This window comes from Paenibacillus sp. J22FR83 (assembly GCF_059691955.1).
In genome coordinates this window covers 202,420-218,765 of the sequence record NZ_JCAUAM010000003.1, presented here as the reverse complement: position 1 = coordinate 218,765, position 16,346 = coordinate 202,420, and the positions used below count along the sequence as shown (strand labels likewise).

13 protein-coding genes are annotated in these 16,346 nt (G+C 46.2%); 2 read left to right on the top strand and 11 right to left on the bottom strand.

Annotated elements, in window-relative coordinates:
* Positions 1 to 7 precede the first annotated feature (7 nt).
* The 4 genes from AC58PV_RS06865 to AC58PV_RS06850 form a co-directional block, all read right to left on the bottom strand.
* Positions 8 to 691: a GntR family transcriptional regulator gene (locus AC58PV_RS06865; protein WP_497431526.1), complete on the bottom strand. Its 684-nt coding sequence runs from the start codon at positions 689 to 691 to the stop codon at positions 8 to 10.
* 48 nt (positions 692 to 739) lie between these two features.
* Positions 740 to 1,579 carry an amidohydrolase family protein gene (locus AC58PV_RS06860; RefSeq protein ID WP_497431525.1) on the bottom strand — a complete coding sequence of 280 codons (840 nt, stop codon included), beginning with the start codon at positions 1,577 to 1,579 and terminating at the stop codon, positions 740 to 742.
* A 223-nt stretch (positions 1,580 to 1,802) separates the two neighbouring features.
* Entirely contained in the window at positions 1,803 to 2,768 is a 966-nt protein-coding gene (locus AC58PV_RS06855) for an aldo/keto reductase (RefSeq protein ID WP_497431524.1), read from the bottom strand.
* 31 nt (positions 2,769 to 2,799) lie between these two features.
* Positions 2,800 to 5,511, bottom strand: a complete 2,712-nt coding sequence (locus AC58PV_RS06850; RefSeq protein WP_497431523.1) for a UxaA family hydrolase — start codon at positions 5,509 to 5,511, stop codon at positions 2,800 to 2,802.
* Between the two features lie 168 nt (positions 5,512 to 5,679).
* Here AC58PV_RS06850 and AC58PV_RS06845 point away from each other — a divergent pair, with 168 nt between their 5' ends.
* A complete protein-coding gene (locus AC58PV_RS06845) occupies positions 5,680 to 6,591 on the top strand; it encodes a helix-turn-helix domain-containing protein (protein ID WP_497431522.1) in 912 nt (303 codons plus the stop codon).
* Positions 6,592 to 6,859: 268 nt separating this feature from the next.
* On the opposite strand, the gene AC58PV_RS06840 is transcribed toward AC58PV_RS06845, so the two are convergent.
* From AC58PV_RS06840 to AC58PV_RS06825, 4 genes are read right to left on the bottom strand one after another with little or no spacing between them, the layout of a single operon-like run.
* Entirely contained in the window at positions 6,860 to 8,647 is a 1,788-nt protein-coding gene (locus AC58PV_RS06840) for a glycoside hydrolase family 13 protein (RefSeq protein WP_497431521.1), read from the bottom strand.
* Positions 8,648 to 8,674: 27 nt separating this feature from the next.
* Complete coding sequence (locus tag AC58PV_RS06835) at positions 8,675 to 9,499, bottom strand: sugar ABC transporter permease (protein WP_497431520.1); 825 nt, start codon at positions 9,497 to 9,499, stop codon at positions 8,675 to 8,677.
* Entirely contained in the window at positions 9,496 to 10,809 is a 1,314-nt protein-coding gene (locus AC58PV_RS06830) for a carbohydrate ABC transporter permease (protein WP_497431519.1), read from the bottom strand. The genes AC58PV_RS06835 and AC58PV_RS06830 overlap by 4 nt, the downstream gene beginning before the upstream one ends.
* 22 nt (positions 10,810 to 10,831) lie before the next feature.
* Positions 10,832 to 12,172: a sugar ABC transporter substrate-binding protein gene (locus AC58PV_RS06825; RefSeq protein WP_497431518.1), complete on the bottom strand. Its 1,341-nt coding sequence runs from the start codon at positions 12,170 to 12,172 to the stop codon at positions 10,832 to 10,834.
* Positions 12,173 to 12,347: 175 nt separating this feature from the next.
* On the opposite strand from AC58PV_RS06825, the gene AC58PV_RS06820 reads away from it, so the two are divergent.
* Positions 12,348 to 13,364: a LacI family DNA-binding transcriptional regulator gene (locus AC58PV_RS06820; RefSeq protein WP_497431517.1), complete on the top strand. Its 1,017-nt coding sequence runs from the start codon at positions 12,348 to 12,350 to the stop codon at positions 13,362 to 13,364.
* 242 nt (positions 13,365 to 13,606) lie between these two features.
* Here AC58PV_RS06820 and AC58PV_RS06815 read toward each other — a convergent pair whose 3' ends face one another.
* Genes AC58PV_RS06815 through AC58PV_RS06805 form a run of 3 tightly spaced genes read right to left on the bottom strand, consistent with a single transcriptional unit; the run spans position 13,607 to position 16,293 of the window.
* Complete coding sequence (locus AC58PV_RS06815) at positions 13,607 to 14,002, bottom strand: (R)-mandelonitrile lyase (RefSeq protein WP_497431516.1); 396 nt, start codon at positions 14,000 to 14,002, stop codon at positions 13,607 to 13,609.
* Positions 14,003 to 14,032: 30 nt separating this feature from the next.
* The gene (locus AC58PV_RS06810; protein WP_497431515.1) at positions 14,033 to 15,247 is read right to left on the bottom strand and encodes a multidrug effflux MFS transporter; all 1,215 of its coding nucleotides are present in this window, start codon (positions 15,245 to 15,247) and stop codon (positions 14,033 to 14,035) included.
* A gap of 5 nt (positions 15,248 to 15,252) precedes the next feature.
* The gene (locus AC58PV_RS06805; RefSeq protein ID WP_497431514.1) at positions 15,253 to 16,293 is read right to left on the bottom strand and encodes an NAD(P)-dependent alcohol dehydrogenase; all 1,041 of its coding nucleotides are present in this window, start codon (positions 16,291 to 16,293) and stop codon (positions 15,253 to 15,255) included.
* Positions 16,294 to 16,346: the final 53 nt, after the last annotated feature.

The window sequence follows — 16,346 nt, the reverse complement described above, 5'->3', positions numbered from 1 at the left end:
CCAACTGTTATTGCGTTCCTACCGTATTCATAAAATGGATATTTGCCCTATTTTGAGAGAGGCTGATATGTTCATACATGGCTGCAGATGCACCAGTGACGTCTCGCTGAATCAATTGCTGCAAAATGGCGTTATGCTCAGCCCATTCCACTTCGCGATTGTCTACATCCAGATTGATTTTAATGAATGTGACATATCGTTGTATCTGCTCAATGTAACCTCTCACTAAATTTTGCAGGCTAATATTATCGCAGTACGCAAGTATAGTTCCATGAATGGACACGTTCATTTCCTCGATGGAGGCTAACCCCTCATGAGGTCGTGACGCCAAATTAGATCGAATGGCATTTAAGGTTTCGCTTAATCTCGCAAGTTTCTCATCCGGAATTTGAAGGACAGCTTTTTCTACTGCAAGTGGCTCAAGTCGCAATCGGATCTCGAACAATTCGTTTAATTGCTGAAGACTCATCAGATTCACATACATCCCTTTAAAAGGAACCATATGTAAATACCCCTCCGATTGCAGCCTAGAGAGTGCTTCACGAATCGGAATATTGCTTACTTCTAACGTTCGAGCAAGCTGGTCAATATTGATTTTTTCACCCGCAGGCAATTTATGAGTTAGAATATCTTCTTTTACAATCCGATAAATTTCTTCTGTTACATTCACCCGGTTAATTTTAGTTGCCATGCCGTCCATCCCACTCCTTTCCACAAATATATCATGTATGGTGGAGTGTTATCCAATTTCCAACTTGTAGAAGCGACATGCATTGTTACCGAAAATATCTTCCTTTACTTCATCTGTTACTTCGATTGGCAAATTGTGATTAACAATATCCAAGACCTCGGAATAGCTCGCTGCCAATAAGCACACAGGCCAATCACTGCCGAACATCACTCTTTTGCCGCCGAAAACTTCAAGCGTATGACGGATATAGTCGGTGAAGTCAGCTTCTTCCCAATTCGAATGATCTGCTTCCGTTACCATGCCTGAAAGTTTGCAATAGATATTAGGATAGGAGGCTACTGCAGTGAGAGATGCTTGCCATTGTGCTTTCTCTTGGATCGCTATTTGCGGCTTTCCAATATGATCGATGACAGCATTCAAAGTCGGTATTAGTTCCAACATTTTGACAATTGTAGGGAACTGGTGTGACTTGATCAGTAGATCGACAGGAAACTGTTGCTCCGCTAAGAACTGTAAGTTCGCCATCACCTGAGGACGAAATACATACGAGTCGGCATCGATATCCTGAAGCATAATCCGAATCCCAACGAAATAGGGATTGGCACGGAATGAGGCATACAAGTCTTGAAACGTGTTCGAGTCAAAGTCCAGCCATCCGACAACGCCAGCTATTGTATCAATCTGCTCACATAGGCTCAATAGATAAGCTGTCTCTTCAACTGTTGGTGCAGCTTGAACCGCAATGGTTTTCGTAATCCCGTTATGAAGCAATTCCTTCGTTAAATCATCAGGCAAGTAATCCTTATAGAGCACGGATAATTCTGGAGTTAACCATTCGTAATCGCCCCGAGAAAGCTTCCAATAATGTTGATGCGCATCGATTCTCACTTGTGGATCATCCTCCGTTACTCATCCTAATTTATTCATTCTAATTTATTTTTCTAATCATATTTAGTATATCGTGTATGATTTTAATATTAATTGCTCTTACATTCTTTGTCAACGTCATCATGAGCGCAAATAAAATCTCGCCCCAAAGCCATTATCTTCGGGACGAGTTTATGGATCCGATTAGCGATGAATCCCTCAGGGGACTCGAATATAACTTCATCTAAAGAAAGCGATTCTCTTCAGGATCTTCTGTATCGTAGCCGATGACTTCAAATGCCGACCATAGCTCAGGGGGGATTGGGTAATTCGCGAGTTCGATGGTTTGAGCTACCCGTTCCGGCTTTGACATACCGATGACAGTGCTGACGATTCGCGAGTCGCGAAGCGAAAATTGAAGTGCTGCGGCAGCCAGCGGAACATCGTATTCCTGGCAAATCTTGGCGTAGCTACGTGCTCTCTCCAATACGGCTGGCGGTGCATCGCTATAGGCGTAACGAGCGTATGCATCCGGTCCTTTGGCCAAAATGCCGCTGCCATACGGAGCTGCGTTAACGACCGCAACACCTAAGCGACTTGCGATATCAAGTAAAGGTTCAGCTGCGCGATTAAGAAGTGTATAGCGATTGTGGGTTTCAACCGCACTGAACGCTCCTGTTTCGACATAACGAATGAGCATATCAATCGGTCCGCCGGACATCCCGATGTGATCGATGACTCCCTGCTCTTGGAATTTTTGCAGTACTTCTAAAGGTCCGCCTGCTCCCATAACATTTTCGAAAGTGCTATGTTCGGGATCGTGGATATACACGTATGGCAGACGCTGGAGTCCTAAACGTTCGAGACTCCCTTCAATGGAGCGTTTGATCTGTTCGCCGCTGAAGTCGCCCGTCTGTAAGTCGCGATCGGCTTTGGTGGCCAAAACGAAACCTGCCGGAAGTCCACCGTTCGCTTGAATCGCCTTGCCGATTCGCCGCTCGCTCTCGCCATCGCCGTATGCCGCAGCCGTATCTAGAAAGTTGATTGGACTTTCGAAGGCGCTGCGCAAAGTCACCAACGCTTGTTCTTCCGAAATACTATATTGAAAAGTTTCTGGCATATCTCCGAGTGGAGCAGCTCCAATACATAGCGGTGTTACGTAGAGGCCAGTACTGCCAAGTTGCCGTTTGGCTAATAGTTCGTTCGACATGGTGTGTTCCTCGCTTTCTATATAATAGGCATTATAACGACACGCCTAAGAAGCCACGCGTCATTTGAAAATCAATATTACCTTGGAGATAGAGACGCGGTACATACGTATGTTCCATAATTTCTTTGCTGCGCTCGAGAATGTGATTCCCCCATAAGCTCGGGTTACCCGCCAGCACCAAATCAAGATCTTGCTGATAGTTACGCAGCACGTTCTGCTCCGAAGTTATTTGCATCATCGGGACGAAAGGGTGCGTCTGCATCGGACGATCACCGATCAGCGCAATGATTAATTCTACGCCTGTTGCAGCAAGTCCTGTTATCGTCTCTACGCCATGCGTTGTAGGGGTTTCCATGATGTGGAATCCATGATGGCGGACGTGTTCCCCGTAAGCGATGGATGGCCGAACTTGGGACGTATTCAGGAGATGTTGGCCGAACGCAGCTGCAGTAAGCAACTCACTGTTCTCGGGGACGACGACCGTGCCTCCTGCCCCGACAATCCTTTTCGTTAGTAACGCCAACTGTTCCGCAGCATCTTTGGAAACGGCGCCAACACTTACGATTCCGATGCGCAGTCCTTCCAAACCAACCGTCACTTTCTCGGCAGGAGCTGCCGCAGTCACTTGATCGGTGAACCAAGCTTCTACCTTCTCGCTCACCTTGGCAATACCACCGTCGAGCTGGATGCTGGCATAACCGAGCCGACTTGCATCGACGCCCATCACTTCCATCTGATGGCGCATGTAGTCGTTATGCGTTTTCTCGCATCCATGCTCTAGAAGCAAACAATGCTCCACCATCGGATGCGTCATATAGCCGATCATCGTACGGGCAAACAGCGATTCGGCTGGCCCTCCTGAAGTGCCGCAGCCTTCTGTGTGCGCCAATGTGACAAAGCGCGAGAGTTCGGGCTGCCCTGTTCCCTGTTTGTTCAGACTCCGTGTGATCATGCCTGCGACCTGTCCCGCACAAAGACTTGTCGGCACGATCAAGCCGATGCTGTCACTAGACAGCCGATCGCGATGACGTGTAAACGCAAACTGAATCGGGTCAGCAGCACTTGCAGCAGCTGGATCCCCAATTTCTATCGGAGCTCCAGTCGGTACAGGAGGATGAAGCAACGTCTTCAGCTGGCTCGCATCGCTCTGCTGCCAGTTGCGCCAAATTTGTACCTGGGCATGACCTGCCTTCTCGCCTACACTTCGCTGGCCAGATGCAATTCGGATCGCCAGTTCAAATACCTCTTCGCCCAGCTCATCCATCGACTTGCCTTCTAGATACTGACCCGCGTTCACATCCATATCGTTCGACAACAATTGGAAGCGACGAGTTGTCGTGACCACTTTAACCGTTGGTACATACGGAAAGTTCGTGATCGAACCATTTCCCGTCGTAAAGAAGATCACATTACAGCCTGCTGCCACCTGTCCAGCAATGCTCTCCAGGTCATTACCAGGGCTGTCCATGAAATAGTAGCCGCCATCCTTCATAAGCTCCCCGTACTCAGTTGCGAAGTCGATTCGCGTAATGGGGTCTTTCTTCATGGCTGCGCCTATGGATTTGAGATAGATGTTGTACAAACCGCGATACATGTTGCCACCTGAAGGGTTGCCTTCTGCGCTAGTGCCGTGCCAGGACGTGCGCTCTTTAAATCGATTCACAAGCTCCAGAAATTTGCGAGCGGTTTCCACATTGCGTACTTTGGACAGGACATGGGGTTCTGCGCCAATCAATTCGTCAGTTTCGGCCAAACTAGCCCCGCCACCGTACCGAACCAATTGCTCCGAAATCCAGCCGAGGAGCGGATTGGCGGACACGCCTGAGAATGCGTCTGAACCGCCGCACTGCAAACCAAATCGCAAGTGACGAATGGATTCTGCCGTCCGCTGCATAACGCTGACCGTTGGCAGCCATTCTCGTACTAACGCTTCACCTTTAAGCAACTCCTCTTCAAAGCTGCCTGTGAGTGATACGAACTTGTGAAGCACTTCGTCGATCGGGTAATTGTGTTCGCGTGCGTAAGCCTCCACCATCTTGTTCGTTACCGACTCATTCCCATAATCGACTACCAATACCGCACCAACATTCGGGTTAACCATGAAACCCGCAAGCGTTCTGAGCAACAAGTCCACGTTGTTCGGCTTATCAATGCCGCCCTCCGTGTGCGCAACGGGAACTATCCCGTCTATATTTGAATCGTTCTTCCAATCCGCTTGTAGTCGGGCAGCAAGTTCATTCACATAACTCCCCGTGTGCGAGGTGGTACCTAGCAATACGATGTAGTTCCGTGTGCCAACTCCGCGATCTACATGGCGGCGAAAGCCCATGAACGTAGGCGTCTCCGTCTCCGGATAAACTGGCGAAGCTGGAGCTGGCTGGAAGTTCTCCTCATCAAATAGGTAAGGAGGAATTTGATCACCGAAATTAGGCGCATCTGGCACTGCGAAGGTCAACTGACGCACACTAAGCGCTTCCAATACGGTTTCATTGATCACATAATGACCGGGTTGAATCGATTTAAGCGCTATGCCAAAAGGCAAATGCCACGAGAGCAGATTTTCGCCAGCTGCAATCGCTTTCACCGCAAATCGATGACCTTCCATCACTGTGTAATCCAAGGTAAGGGATTGACCTTCATATTCAATAACGGTACCCGCGTTCAATTGGCGAATCGCAACAGCGCAGTTATCCTCAGGCAAGGGAAGTCTCGCTACTTCTTCAAATTGATAAACGACGTCCATCGGTGGTTGACTCCTTTGATGAAAATTTCTATTTCCATGTATGTACCTCATATTGTACCAAGATTATGGCATTTGTTAATTCTTTACCTTTGCACAAACATACTCTATTTTGATATTCTATATATAAAGCTTAATAATACGGCAGGATGAACTAAGGAGGTTCACAACATGCAAAACCCACTGATAAAGAACTTTTTTAACGATCACCTCCTACCGTTTGACCTTGTATTTATGGACACCAAAACACCAAATCGAGAACTACCCGAACATCTGCATGATCGGTACGAATTGGTTTATGTTTATAGTGGAAAAGGAACATTCTTCTTAAACCAAATGCTCTATGAGATGAATGAAGGAGACCTCTTTATCATCCCTGGCAATACCATTCATCAGGCATTACCTGATGCTGAATCTCCAGTTACAGCCACCGCTGTCTATTTTGATCCGCAACTGATCGGGCATTATTCAGCAGGTGATTCCTTTACGAATATGCAAGTTTTTGAGCGTGCGCGTAAGTATAAGAGTTACAAGCTTATGATCCCAGCAGCCCTGCGTCCCCTTGTTGAAGATAAACTCAACCAACTGCATGAAGAATTGGAACGACACGAGGCTGGTTTTAGATACGCAGTTCAACTGCATTTAAATAGCCTCTTAATCACCATCAATCGTTTGATATTAAAAGATTCTCGCCATCAACAAGCGGAGTCCGATGTCGGCCCCTCCTGGTTGCTCAACATCCTTCAACATCTAGACCAGTTTCACACGGACCAAAGCGTTGGACTTTCCACTTTAGCGAAGCATACATCAGTCTCAGCCGCCCATTTATCTAGGGTGTTTAAACAATTAACGGGGATGAACATCACCGACTATGTGAATGCCAAGCGAATTTCAACTGCTAAGGAACTGCTGTTAACGACTGAGTTAGGCATCGATACCATTGCGAACAATTGCGGATATGAGAGCTTGCCTTATTTTCATAAACTATTCAAGAAATTTACGGGTGTTACTCCTGGCTTATATCGCAGGAAAGTAATGAAGGAGCTTAGTTTTCAATTAGAATTGGAAAACGGAGCCCGCTGAGTGCAGAGCTCCGTTCTTTCTTTTACATTTGAATAGCATACATCATTACAACTTCTTACAATTGTACAAGTTTGTTTATTCATTTAAGCAGTCATTCCTCTTCAAACAACCGTTCACCTTTATGCAATCTCCAGGCAATTTTGGCTGTATGCGGAAGCTCTCTCGCCGTTGGTATTCCTTCCGTTACCTAGTCTCGTATATAAAAAAATACCCCTAGTCTGAACACTTTTTTTAAATGAGTCCAGACTATTGGGTACTAGGTGTATAGCTAGTTAGTCAAAATGGCACAACCAAATGCCGGAAGCTGCACAATCACATGTTTATTCAATTCATTAACCGTGTAATCTACTTCATTAAGAACATCCGTAACCTGATTATTAGAGGCTGTCCATGGAAGTGTAACTACCAATTCTTGCGGATTCGGGGAATGATGGATGATGATCGCCATGCGTTCACTGTCGTACTCGCGCAGAAAGCCAAACGCGTTGCGTGCTTCATCAACGAACCATAATCGAAATCTGCCGCGTGTGAGTGAAACGTACTGCTTCCGAATCGCTATGAGTTTGCGATATAAAGTCAGCATCTCTTCGTTCTGCTCAGCTCTCTCCCAGATCATTGGTTTCCGGCAATCCGGATCGGTTTCACCCGTCATCCCAATCTCATCGCCATAATAGATCATCGGCATCCCCAGATAAGTGAACTGAAAACAAACTGCCAGTTTCATCCGAGCTACTGCCGTTTCTGTTTTATTCCAACCCCAGCCCCCTTTCCTACAAGCGGTGAGGAATCGCTCTGTATCATGGCTTCCCAGCAGTTGAAGCATCGCTGAGTTTGCCTGATCTGTGTAGCTCATCTGAATTTGAACGATTTCCTCTAGAAAGCGGGTCGCACCTAAGGTTTGGCGGGCAAAAAAATCAAGCACAGCTTCACGGAATAAATAGTTCATCACACCATCGAACTGATCTCCTCGCAACCACGGTCCTGCTTCGTGCATAATTTCGCCAATTAAAGCAAGTTCGCCACTAATACCTTTCACTTCTGACCGCAACCTGCGCCAAAATTGCTGATCAACCTCATTCGCTACATCAAGCCGCCAACCGTCGATCCCTACCTCTTCTATCCAGTAGCGAGCCACCTTTAGAAGGTATTCGACAACTTCGGTATTGGATGTATTCAACTTCGGCATCGTGGATTCAGCATGAGAGAAAGTCTCATAACTCGGAACCGGCTGCTGAACAACAGGATAACTATGCACATGGAACCAGTCCTTATAAGGCGAAGACTCTCCTAATTTCAATACATCGCGAAATGCGAAAAATTGGTCGCCGGAATGATTAAATACCGCATCCAGAATGAGACGCATCCCATGCTGCTTAGCCGTCCATTTCAGCAGCTTTAACAGTCCAATATCGCCGAAAACGGGGTCAATCTGGTAATAATCCGATGTATCATATTTGTGATTCGATGGTGATTTGAAAATCGGTGTCAGATACACTGTATTCACACCAAGCTCAGCCAAATATGGTAATTTCTCAATGATACCCCGAATATCTCCCCCGAATAAGGAGTCGCTTTGGGGTTTGGCTTCTGATGTCCAAGGCTGAGTACCTGGAGGATCGTTAGCTGGATCGCTATTGTGAAAACGGTCTGGAAATATTTGATAGACAATAGCTTCAGGTAACCACGATGGAACCGCTGGAATATCCGCATCACAAATATAGGAATATTGGAAGTAACCTGCCTCCGTCCGGTGCATCGAAGCGCCACGCTCCCCGTACCACACATCAATACCTTCTCGTGTTCGAACCATAAATGAGTACCGCAGTCTTCGCTTCGGAAGCTCTACGATCGTTTCATAGTAGTCAAAATGCCGGGTAAAACCGACCTTCTCCATCTCCTGCGGCCGTTCCGTTCCCGGCGAGTTGTAACGATCCGCATGCAGGACATAGCAGGATTGCGTTGTATTTTTTTTCATCCGAATACGGATCTTCAGTTGGGTTTGATTCAAGGCAAAAGCATAAGGAGCTTCGCTTGTATGATAAATAGTCTCGAACATTCGTGATCTCCTTCTAGTACGCGTGACTTAACCTTTGGATGCGCCGACCGTAAGGCCGTCTATTAAATAGCGCTGCAGCCAAAAATATAGAATAATAATCGGCACTGCCAAGAGTACCGCGCCAGCCGCAAACATCGTAAATTCGGTTGAGTTCTTTTGGCTGACCATTTCATAGAGCCCTACAGCTAATGTGATTTTGTCTTGGGAGCGCAGAATGAGCCGAGCAAAGATGAAATCGACCCATGCTCCTGAGAAAATAACGAGACTAACGTAGGTTAGCATAGGCTTGGATAGGAGGAAAATTATTTTCCAGAATACGACGCTGTGCGTAGCCCCATCAATTAACGCCGCTTCCTCCAAACTACGCGGAATCGTATCATAGAACCCTTTGGCCACAAACATATTCATAACGAATGCGCCTGAGCTGTAGACCAAGATGAGCGCCCAGTGATTGTTCAACAATTTAATTTGGGACAACAGGATAAAGATCGAAATCATTGCCATAAACCCAGGAAACATATTGAGGACAAGCAGCAACATTAACCCCTGCTTCCTGCCGGGAAACCGAAACCTGGCCAAGGCATAAGAGCCGAGCATGGTCAACAAGCTACCAAACAATGTGGAGAAGAAAGCTACTTTCAGCGTGTTCATAAACCACACCGGATAACGGTGAATCGGACTTGTAAACAAGTCTTTGTAATGAACTAGTGTGAGCGAACGTGGAATGAAGGTTTCACTGTATAAGCTATTTCCTGTTTTCAATGAAGACAGGATGATCCACAAGGCAGGATACACGCTCGCCAATGAAAGTATGGTTAGGATCAAATAGGTCACCACGAGGCGAATTTTCATTGAATGATATCATCCTCCTTGTAGGATTGTGTTTTGCGGTAGTTATAAATGGAAATACCCGCAATCAAAAGGAAGATGATTAGACCGATTACCGAAGCGAAGTTGTATTGGTTGTTCGTAAGCGTTAGCTTATACAACCATGTCACGAGCAGGTCAGTCGCTCCCGCGTATTGATAGTTGGATATCAGCGGGTTGCCATCTGTGAGCATGAATATAACGTTGAAGTTATTAATGTTGGAGGCAAATTGCATAATGAGTACCGGAGCTGCTGAGAACATGACCATGGGAAGTGTGATTTGTCTAAATTTATCCCAAGCCCTGGCTCCATCTACTTCCGCTGATTCATATAAATCTCTTGGTATCGTTGTCAGAATTCCCGAGACTAGTACCATAATTAACGGCATACCTAACCATAAATTCACCAACAGCACGGTAACCTTCGCCCAAAACGGGTCTGTTAACCAAGGCAACCCTTGCAAGCCGAACCATTTTAAATATTGGTTAATTGGACCGAACTCGCTGTTAAGCAAGTTGCGGAAAACAAGTAATGACACCAAATTGGGAATTGCAAAAGGAATGATGAGCAGCGTTCGCCACATTTTCTTAAGACGAACATCCTTCTGAGCAACAAGCACCGCTACCAATGTACCAGCTACGTAGGTCGTTGCCGTTGCCAAAACCGCCCAAATCACCGTCCAGGTCAGCACACCATAGAACGTTCTGCTCCACGTCTTGAGAGTGAGCAGGTTTTGGAAGACGCGGAATCCTACCCAATCCAGAAGATTAGCTGGAGGCAGCACCGGAGCGGCGTAATTCGTAAAGGCAATTAGAATGCTGAAGATAAGCGGCATCACATTTAGGAAAACAACGAAAATCGCAGGGATGGCGAGAATGAGATAAGGAAAATGCCGGTATCGAATATGCTGCAGCGTCTGTGCGAAAGAGTGGGGATGGCCCCCCCTCTCTCGCTGTCCAGCCACCTTATACGCATCACGCACATTCAGGACATACACAAGTAGAATAACAATCACACCTAGCAAGGAAATGAGCCCCTCCACCATGAGAAATACCGAATGGTCTCCTGCAACCGGAATGTAGACATCTCCCGATTTTACGATGGAACGCGGGGTATCCCCCAGTGTAATTAATCCTTCAATACGCCTAATTCCCTGGGAAACGATGAATACGACTCCCGCAAGGCCAAAGAGAAACAATAGAAATCCTTTGAACAATTGCTTGTTGTACCATTGTCCGAAGCCCATGAAAAGGATGGAGAGCCCTACGGCTTTGCCGGTGTACTTGTTCTGCATATTGATTGCGCTTCTTTCCTTTTTATTTTTTAGCCGGCGTGGATGCCATTTGTTCTTTGATCGTCTTCACCGCTTCATCCAACTTCTTGCGCACATCCGCATGATCGTTCCAAATGGCCGTAAATGCCCCTTCCATCGGTGTCCATACATTAGATGTTTGTGGGATTGTCGGCATCGGCTGCGATTGCGCGAATTGCTTGATAAATCCGCCTAACAGCGGATCATTCGCAATGAGAGGGTCCTTGGACGCCTCTGTATTGGCAGGAAGGATGCCCGTTGCTTTAAAATTTTTCAGCGCATTGTCCTTGTTCGTAATGAACTGGGCGAACAGCTTCGCCGCATTCGGGTATTTCGTGTAGGAATTCACATAGTAGGAACGGACACCTGAGAACGACACGGCTTTCTTACCGCCTGGGAAATCAGGCAACGGCATGACGCCAAAGTTGACCTTATCTTTAAATGAACCGATAGACCAAGGTCCGTCAATGTTAAAAGCTAGCTTGCCTTCTTGAAACAGTTGCGTTTTCACATCGTAGCTCAAATCCTCGACCTTAACAGGAAGAATATCGTGCAGGCTTTGGTAATATTTCATACCTTCTACAGCTCCGTCGCTATTCAATCCGATATCGCTCGGATCCGTGCCATTTTTGCCAAACATATAACCGCCGAACGCTGTCATGAAAATGTAGTTGTAATACGTAATTTTCGCTTCCCACATGATGCCATACTTTTTCTTGGCTTGATCATTGTACGTTTTAGCAAAAGCGATAATATCATCCCATGTCTTCGGCAGCTCTTTCACGAGGTCTTTATTATAGAAGAGCGCGTATGTTTCTACTGATTTGGGATACCCGTAAAGCTTGCCATCATACGAGGAGGCCTCAATCGCAGCTTTGGCTACGGCCGCTTCCGTATCCTTCTGGAATACATCGTTAGGCAGGAGCAGGCCGGCCGTTACAGCATTACCGAGTTTATCGTGTGCGAACATCACCACGTCAGCACCAAGTCCTGCCGGCCCATCATTCGCAAGCCTTCCTGCTTGATCAGGTGCAGGGACAGACTCCACTTTCACATCAACATTATATTGTTGCTTGAAAGCAGCAGCCAATTCTTTAATGAAAGCAACTTCAGCACCATCCTCCCATACAAGCAGCGAAGCTCCTGGCTCCGGTTTGATGCTAGCATTCGTTTTGGCAGCGTTATCATTGTTGGCTTGATTTGTTCCTTCAGGCTGTTTCGTTGCCTCATTCGCAGGTTTCATGGAGGATGAACTTGATGGCTGATCACCCGCTGTGGACGAACAGGCTGTGAGTGAACTCGCAACGAATGTGGCAGCTAGCAGACCTAACATTTTCTTCTTCATACGCAGCATTACCCCTTCTATTATCGGATGAAAAGCGACATTACCAATCTGATTATTGATGTGCTATAGTGTAGAGAAAAATGAACAACAGCCTTCAAGGAAACCGGTTTCCTAAAATTAAAATACCATATCCGATTTAGTAAATCAAACTATTTTTCTGAACGTTGGGGGAACTATGAGTAAAATTACAATTAATGATATTGCCAAAGCTGCCAATGTCGCGAAATCGACTGTATCGAAAGTATTGAACGACTCTCCGACGATACCAGAAGCAACCAAAACAAAAATTAGGGAAATCATGAAAGAAATGAATTACATCCCGAGCAGTATCGCAACCCAATTAGCTAAACAAAGCAGCTTTAATATCGGCGTGCTGATTGATATGTCACGGAAACATGATTTCTTGAACCATTTCTTTTATACCATTATAGGCGGGATAGAAAATGTGATTGGCACACTCAATTATGAATTAACCATCTGCAATTCTCATGCTCAGAGTGAAAATAACTTCCTTGAGCGACTCGTTTTGAATAAAAAAGTAGACGGTCTTATCATGGATAACACCATTCTAACCCCGTCACTAGCTCAACAATTGAATGATTTGCAATTCCCCTTCGTGTCACTAGGCGGTTTGGCAGGTGTCGATTCCGTAAATTGGGTAGATATTGATAATATCCAGGGAGCGGGGATGATCACTGAGCATCTGTTACAGCAGGGATACAGTAACTTCGCCTTTATTGGCGGCGAGATACATAGCCCCCTCTTCAAGAACCGCTACGAAGGAGTGCAACGCACGCTTCAACGATTCGGTAAAACGATCCATAACGACTACCTTAAGACGGGATTCGCTAACGAAGAGAACGGCTATCGCCTGATGCAGGAACTGCTGGCACTAGCTTCTCCGCCTGACGCGGTTGTTTGCATTAACAATTACACCGCCTTCGGTGCATTAAAGGCCATACGCGAGAAAGGGCTGTCTGTACCCGATGAGATCGGAATCGTTACGTTCGACAACTACCCGCTTGCACCCTATACAACTCCGCCGCTCACTTGCCTCGATCTGGACACTTTCGAGCTGGGGGTCACTGCGGGGAACATGCTGATTCAACGGATTGCCGATCCTCATAAACCCTTGGAAAACAGATCGATTGAACCTAGTTTGATTATTCGTGAATCGACCCTTAGAATTTGAACTTGATATAAAACTACGAAGAAAGACTGCCAAATTGGCCAATGTCATTAAGATAAGGCTCAGGGAAAAAAATTAAAAAAAGAGCAGGTTATCAAAGATAGCCCGCTCTTTTTTTGGCATACATGATGAAAATAAATGAGAAAACAACAAAAGTTGCCCCGATGAAGAATGAGACAACTCTTGTTGCGTAAGTCATGTAACAAACTTAGATTTTTTTCAGTATTTCAACTACACTCGTCTGCCTAGGACTGGTACTGATCGTCGCTGACTTTCTCCATCCACTCAACTGTCTTCCCGTTCAAACGCTCTTGGATGGCTATATGAACCATAGCTGTTGTTGGCGAAGCTCCATGCCAATGTTTCTCGCCAGGTGGGAACCAAACCACATCACCAGGACTAATTTCCTCGATTTGACCTCCCCAGCGTTGAACCCGTCCTTTACCTGCCGTTACGATTAACGTCTGACCGAGTGGATGCGTATGCCATGCTGTTCGCGCACCTGGCTCGAACGTAACACTTGCTCCTACGACACGAGCAGGTTCTGCTGCTTCCAACAATGGATCAATCCGAACCGTGCCTGTGAAATACGCTGATGGTCCTGTGCCTGAAGGTTGTGAGCCGACTTTCCTGATTTCCATTTTCTATGAGCCTCCTTAGAGTTTCGTATTTTATGTGTTGTTTACAACCCCTACCGTTTCCACTTTCGGAATGAGGACGAAATACGCAATGATGGCCAGTACACTGGTTGTACATATCATAATACCAAAAGGAACAGCGGAATACTCACCTGCGATTCCCACAAGCGGGGAAGTAACTGCACCTAGTGCGAATTGAAAAGTGCCAATAACGGCAGATGCACTGCCCGCCATTTGCCCATGCGACTCCATCGCTAAGGTAATCGAAACCGGTCCAATGATCCCAATGGATACTGCAAATAAGAAAGTTGAAGCAAATACTGCCAATAAAGATCCCTGAGAAAGAACAGCAATCAGGATTGCGAAAGTGGAAATAAAGGATAGCGATAATCCGATACGCATTATACTGCGATTTGAAAGCCTGCCAACCATACGTTTGACTACTTGCGCTCCAATCATAATAGCTAGACCGTTCATTGCAAACAGGATCGAGAATATGCCCGGCGACACGCCATAAATGTTCTGATAAATAAACGGTGTACCGGCGACAAAGGCAAATACGCCTGCGAACAAAATACCATTAACTAGCGCATACCCCATAAATGTTCGATCATGAAACAGACGTCTGTAGTTCGTCATTACGTCCTTGAGGTTTCCTTGTACACGATGCTGTTCAGGTAAGCTTTCCTCTAATCCCCATTTTGTGATCCCTGTTAATAGTACTCCTAGAAGCCCCAAAAAAACAAACACACCCACCCATGAACTGTTAGATGTGACGGCACTCCCGGCATTTGGGGATAGTAATGGAGCGACATTGCTGATCATCGTCAGCATTGATATAAATTTCGTCAACTCCGCCCCACTATATTTGTCTCGTGCAATTGCACGAGAAATCACAAGTCCAGCCGATGCTGCCACCCCTTGGACGAAACGTAAAACGATGAAAGATTCAATATTGGGTACTAAAGCACAACCAATCGATGAAACCATATAAAGAACCATGGAGATCAGCAATGGGGTACGTCTGCCATGCCTGTCACTTAAAGGTCCCATGACCATCTGGCCTAATCCTAAACCTAATAGGCTTGCTGTTAAACTCGCTTGAATCATAGATGCGTTACTTCCAAAGAAATCCATGATTTGAGGTAGCGATGCGAGATACATATCGACTGTAAATGGCCCTAATGCGGAAAATGCGGCTAGAATTAAAACTAATCGGAGCGATTGTTTTCTACGATTATCATCCATACCTTCTATAAGGTCGATATGTCGATAACGAATCGGTATCGCACGTCACTACGCTGAATTCGCTCATACGCTTCGTCTACTTGCTCAGCACGGATAATCTCAATCTGAGGCAGAATGCCATGCGCGGCAGCAAAATGAAGCATCTCTTGCGTTTCCGCAAGTCCGCCAACCAAAGACCCTGCAATACTGCGGCGGCTCATGATGAGAGAAATCACATTATATTGACTTGGTTCCGCAGGCGCCCCGACATTAACAATCGTTCCGTCTACACGAAGTAGCGATAAGTACGAATCCATGTCAATGTTGGCGGATACGGTGTTGAGAATCAGGTTGAACCGGCCGGCAAGCGTGTTGAATGTTTCAGGTTCAAGTGTTGAAAAGTAGTAATCTGCACCAAAACTTAGCGCTTCGCTTTCCTTGTCTTTTGCCCGGCTTAACACGGTAACTTCTGCTCCCATCGCATGTGCGAATTGTATCGCAACATGACCAAGTCCTCCCATTCCAAGAATAGCTACCTTTTTGCCAGCGCTGGCATTCCAACGTTTCAAAGGGGAATACGTGGTAATACCTGCACACAATAGCGGGCTAGCAACATCTAGTGCCATATTTTCCGGGATATGCACAACGAACCGTTCAGTAACAACAATACGCTGGCTGTAACCGCCATAAGTTGGATTGCCATCGTAGTCCAAGGAGTTATAAGTGGCGACAAAGCCTTTTGAACAATACTGCTCCTCTCCTTGAAGGCAGTATTCGCATTCTCCGCAAGAGTCCACATAGCAGCCAACACCAACGCGGTCACCTACAGCGAATTTCGTCACCTTTTCCCCAACTGCTGTTACAACTCCAGTAATTTCATGGCCGGGCACCATGGGGAAAATCCCGCCTGCCCAGTCCCCATGTGCACTATGAATATCGGAATGGCAAATGCCGCTATACTTAATATCGATCGACAGGTCATACGGTCGTAATTGTCGTCTTTCAATCGTAGTTTTTTCAAATGGCGCTTTGGCCGCAGAAATACTTAAAACGTGAGTTTGGCACATGTGTGTTGTCTCCTTTAACTAAATCAAGTCGAGATGGTTAATCGATTATATTC